This window comes from Mycobacterium arosiense ATCC BAA-1401 = DSM 45069 (assembly GCF_002086125.1).
GTDB lineage: Bacteria > Actinomycetota > Actinomycetes > Mycobacteriales > Mycobacteriaceae > Mycobacterium > Mycobacterium arosiense.
The window spans coordinates 1-4,730 of record NZ_MVHG01000155.1; the positions used below are offsets into that span (position 1 = coordinate 1).

The window sequence follows — 4,730 nt, forward strand, 5'->3', positions numbered from 1 at the left end:
GCCGCGGCCTACCCCCACCACCCGACGACGACACCCCCAACGACAGTCAACCGCCGGACAAGCCGGGCCTGCTCACCCGCGCCCTACGCGCGTCCGGACGCGCGGCCCGCGCCGGCGGCCGCGCGTTCAACAAGCGAGTGCCGCCCGATCGCCGAATGCACACCGCATTCATCACCGCGGCCGCCGTGGTGATCCTGCTGGTGGCCCTGGCCGCCGTCAACTACCTCACCTCTGACATCAACCCGCAACCCCACATCACCACACCGGCCGCGACCGCACCGCCACCACCCTCACAGGCGCCGCTACGGCAAGACACCATCCTCAAAGGGGTCACCGCCAGCGACGTGTGCCCGCGCGACGCCAACTACTCCGACGCCAACCGGGCCTTCGACGGCGACTTCAACACCGCATGGGTCTGCACCCGGGTCAAGAACCAGGACGGACAAACCCTGCAAGTCGACTTCGGCCGCCAAGTCACCCTGACCCAACTCCGGGCCATCGGCGGCTTCGACGCCACCGCGCCCGACGGCTCCGACCAATGGTCCAAGCACCGCATTGTCACCCAACTCGAGGTGTGGTTCCCCAAGGACCTCAAACGCGACCCCGTCGTCATCGACACCGCAGGGGCCAGGGATTGGCGCTTCATCACCTTCAATCCACCAGCCACTGTCAGCAAACTACTCATCCGCGTCAAAGCAACCTCTGATCCGCCTCAATCCGCAACGTCCCCAAGCCCAACCGCGTCGGGGACTCCCGATGAGGTGACCACCGTAGCTATCAGCGAGATTCAATTCATCGGCACCGAAGGCACCCACCCGACGTGAGGTATGACGTGCAGATCCGTCGCGCCGGCGAAGCGCCGCGGAATATCGTCCACGCCCACTAAGCCGTGATGCAGGCTGCATCACCGGACCATCACCACGCAGATAGATCCCACCGCCGAGCGGGCGGGTACCGTCGATCCGGTGGCCACCCAGACGCCTGTGCGAAATCCGGCATGGGCACCGATGCTGGCGACGCTCGGCACCCCGCCACGACGCGCGGATGGCTGGGCCGTCGAGTGGAAGTTTGACGGCCAGAGAGCAACCGTCCACGTCCAGCACGGCGCGGTCACGGTCTTCACCCGCCATGGTGCAGACGTGTCGCGGACCTTCCCCGAACTCGCCGGCGTGGCCGCCGCCATCGGCGATCGCCAAGCGGTTCTCGACGGCGAGATCGTCGCCGTCGATCACACCGGCCGGCCATCGTTCACCCGCCTGCAGCGCCGCTGGCCACAGCAACGTCGACCACACCCCGAGCTGCTGCGCGAAGTGCCCGTCCGCCTGCTGGCTTTCGACCTCCTAGCGCTCGACAACCGCAGCCTCACCACTCAGGCGTATATCCAACGCCGCGAACTGCTCGACGCACTCATGGTCGTCGACAAGTCGCCCACCCTGACCATTCCGCGTGCCCTGACCGCGGTGGTCCCGGCAGACATGCTCGACGTCGCGGCCCGCCACCAGATGGAGGGAATCGTCGCCAAGCGCCTTGACGCGCCCTACCGGCCCGGCCGCACCACCCAGTGGATCAAGTCCCTCGTCCGCCCAACTTGCGAACTGATCATCGTGGGCTACTGCCACGCCGCCGGTCCCGGGGGACGCACCAGTATCGGCTCACTGCTGCTAGCCGGCCACAACGACGACGGCGACCTGATCGTCGTCGGACAAGTCGGAACCGGATTCAGCGACACCACCCGCCGGTACCTCTATGCCATGCTCCACCCCATCACGCGCACCGCCACACCCGCCGCCAATCCCGTTGAGGCACACGGGGTGTCGTGGGTCGAACCCGAACTGGTCTGCGAAGTCGCTTACCGCGAATATGTGGCCCACCGCTGGCTTCGCCACGCCAGCTTCAAAGGATTACGGAACACCGACCCCGCCCACATCCGTATCCCGAGCGACCGCTGAAGCAGCTACGACGCGGTTGCCTCAGGCGGGGACAAACCCGGACCCTGTTGGGGGACCTCACGCTTTCTCATCGAACCCGGGGCGAACCGCCTTCTGGTGACTCGCGACCGGGCCGTACCGCGGGTATATATCGCGCGCCTCCCTGTATATACTAGGCACGTGGGCAAGCATCTGATCGACATTGACGAACAGGCATTGGAGATGGCTCGCGCAGAACTGGGAACAACCACGATCAAAGAGACGGTGAACGCGGCTCTGCGCCGCGCGACGTCGCACCGCGCAGAACACGTGGCCTCCGCTCTGGATGCACTGGCCGCCGCGCCGTCCGAAGATCGCGCCGAGGCATGGCGCTGACGTTTCTTATCGACACCAGTGTGATAAAGCGACTCAGCCAGCCCAGCGTCCGGGAGGTGGTGGAACCGCTCGCGGCTTCGGGCGAACTCGCGCGGGCCCGTATCACCGATCTCGAGGTCGGCTATTCGGCGAGGAATGAAGCCGAGTGGGACGACTTAATAGCGGCGTTGGATGCATTCGAGCTTGTGGAATCGACCGAATCGCATCATCGTCGCGCGCTTCAGGTCCAGCGACTCCTGGCTCAGCGAAGCCAGCGCGGCCGCAAGATTCCTGACCTACTCATCGCCGCCGCCGGAGAAGAACACGGACTCACTGTTCTTCACTACGACGCAGACTTCGACCTGATTTCGGCAGTGACTGGCCAACCTTGCCAGTGGGTGGTGCCTGCTGGGACCGTCGACTAGAGCGCCCTTGACCAGTTACGGGCACAACGACAGCCCGTCACGTGACGAAACGCGGAGAGGGTCAGAGGACGCGTGAAATCGACGCCATAACCTTCAGACGCCGGTGCGATACTTGTCCGATCTCAGTGAACCTTGGGCAGCATTCTCATCGAAACTGGGGAATCTGGCCATGTCCGCGATTAGCTGACAGCGGATCCAGCGCCGGCTACGACCGAGGCTCTTTTCCCCGCCCGCTAAACCGAACTGCCCTCAATCACGTTGAAGCGCAACGAAGCTGCTACAAGCCGGACGTTGGGATGGTGGTGACCCCACCATCACGCGGTGGTTGGTCAGCGACCCTTACGCTCGCGAGGCCCACGATTTATAGCCACGTATAGGCGCGTATAGCAATCGGCTATACCGCGCTGGGGGCCGGCCATCCGGGAGATGCCGGTTGGGTAGGAAAGTCGCCGCGAGGATATCGGCCGCCGCGTTTGAGATCGGGGTGTTGAGGCGCCTTGGCGATACAGGTGTTTTCGTCTTCGATGACATTTGGCCATTCGTCGCCGATCCCGGTCTGCGCGAAGTAGCCGCCTTGATGGCTGGTGATCCGCCAGCCGTTGAAGACGTCGGCCGACGGTGCGCGAGCCGGTCCCTGCTGGGGGAATTGGGGTGCCGGCTTTGCGGGAGCCGTCATGGTGATCCGCATGGATGTAATGCCTGAATGCGGTGGCGGCAGAGCGATGTTGGGTTCGTACCCGTCTCGGGCTAGTTGAGCTGTGCCAAACGTGTATTCGCAAGCCAGCACCGTCACGTCGCGGCCGGACGTCGTTACAGAGGAGATGTGCACCTGGTCAGTGCCCACCCACGGGTGTTCGCGTTCGTAGTGCTTCGGCCAGAGGTATTGCGTGCCGGTGGGATGGTCGATGGATTGGTTGGGATCGACGGACTGCTGGAAGCCGGGATACAGGTAGCGATTGTCTCCTGTGATGGAGGCGAGTAGGTAGGACTCGGCGTAGGCGCGTACCGCTACCACGGGCCCGGTCGTGACGTCGATGCCGGGTTCAGCGGTCCAGACCACCGTGAAGTCGTTCAGGGTTGTCGGCCAGCCGGAGGCGCGGGCCGTCGGCGTTGGACTTCCCTGAGCGTGACGCGTTGAATCGCAGCTCGCGGTGGCACAAAGGGTCGCGATGATGGTCGAGACCGCGGCGAACCTGGGCAACGCGCGATGGGTGGCGGTCATCCTTGGTCCTTGTCTGGCCCGCGCAACCGAGCCGTACATCAAAATTGGCTCGACGAGCGGGAGATGCGCCAGAATCCCGGATCGAGTTCTTCGGCCAGGTCTGCCAGCTCGTCGACGAACTGCGCGGCAGACGGACCCTCGATCACCAGCGTCACGTAGTCACTGCCTCCTCGAGAGGAGGTCATGTGTGCGCCTTCACGCCCGGCCCAGGCCGTAGCGGTGAGCTGCTCGACCCGCGCCACGTCATCACTGGTCTCCAAATCTCCTGTGGCAACAGACAAATAGTGCTTCCCGTGCGCCGCATCCTCTGCTTCGGCGACCAGCTCAGCCTGCCGAAGCTGTTCGAGATATGCCTCAACCGCGTTGCGCGGCCGCCCAGCGTTCCCATCCTGCCGCATCCCTGGATTATGCGGTCCACCGCTGACAAGGTGATGCAGCCTGCATCACGTGACGATTGAGGGAACAAATCCACCTATCTGGCTCGTACCTTCAGCGGGCCTCTTGCGATAGCTTCCGCTGGGCCGGGGCGAGGATATGCGTCTCTTTCTTCTCGGGCAGGTCGCCGGCGCAGGTGCTGATCCCTTCAATGGTGGGGGAGGGCTGCTCGTTGATCTGCCGCCTCACGGGGATCGCCAGCCGACCGGGCCACCGGTATATCCGCTGCTGTCGCTTCGCGGACTTACAGTCCCACCAACGAAAGGCGGAAGACACATGACTCACCTCGTGTCCGTTGACATCCGATGTGATGTATTGCCACCGTATCTGCGGTATCGGCGTGTCTTTGCCAATCTATCCGAGGTA

The 4,730-nt window shown here is 64.1% G+C and carries 6 protein-coding genes; 4 read left to right on the top strand and 2 right to left on the bottom strand.

The annotated features are described in order from the left end of the window. The 4 genes from BST14_RS27470 to BST14_RS27485 form a co-directional block, all read left to right on the top strand. Positions 1–824 (top strand): discoidin domain-containing protein (locus tag BST14_RS27470; protein ID WP_142279653.1); only part of this gene is annotated, 824 nt, incomplete at its 5' end. A gap of 141 nt (positions 825–965) precedes the next feature. Continuing rightward, complete coding sequence (gene ligD / locus BST14_RS27475) at positions 966–1,949, top strand: non-homologous end-joining DNA ligase (protein WP_306460743.1); 984 nt, start codon at positions 966–968, stop codon at positions 1,947–1,949. Positions 1,950–2,108: 159 nt separating this feature from the next. After that, positions 2,109–2,303, top strand: coding sequence for a hypothetical protein (locus tag BST14_RS27480; protein WP_036473423.1), 195 nt, complete (start codon positions 2,109–2,111; stop codon positions 2,301–2,303). After that, a complete protein-coding gene (locus BST14_RS27485) occupies positions 2,294–2,707 on the top strand; it encodes a PIN domain nuclease (protein ID WP_036473422.1) in 414 nt (137 codons plus the stop codon). Before BST14_RS27480 ends, BST14_RS27485 begins: the two co-directional genes overlap by 10 nt. A 394-nt stretch (positions 2,708–3,101) precedes the next feature. On the opposite strand, the gene BST14_RS27490 is transcribed toward BST14_RS27485, so the two are convergent. Further along, positions 3,102–3,929, bottom strand: a complete 828-nt coding sequence (locus BST14_RS27490) for a hypothetical protein (protein ID WP_225337324.1) — start codon at positions 3,927–3,929, stop codon at positions 3,102–3,104. A gap of 38 nt (positions 3,930–3,967) precedes the next feature. After that, complete coding sequence (locus BST14_RS27495) at positions 3,968–4,327, bottom strand: hypothetical protein (protein ID WP_036473420.1); 360 nt, start codon at positions 4,325–4,327, stop codon at positions 3,968–3,970. Positions 4,328–4,730 lie beyond the last annotated feature (403 nt).

Coding starts and splice junctions, on each gene's coding strand:
- BST14_RS27485 (WP_036473422.1), top strand. CDS start 2,294: ATGGCGCTGACGTTTCTTATCGACACCAGTGTGATAAAGCGACTCAGC.
- BST14_RS27495 (WP_036473420.1), bottom strand. CDS start 4,327: ATGCGGCAGGATGGGAACGCTGGGCGGCCGCGCAACGCGGTTGAGGCA.
- BST14_RS27490 (WP_225337324.1), bottom strand. CDS start 3,929: ATGACCGCCACCCATCGCGCGTTGCCCAGGTTCGCCGCGGTCTCGACC.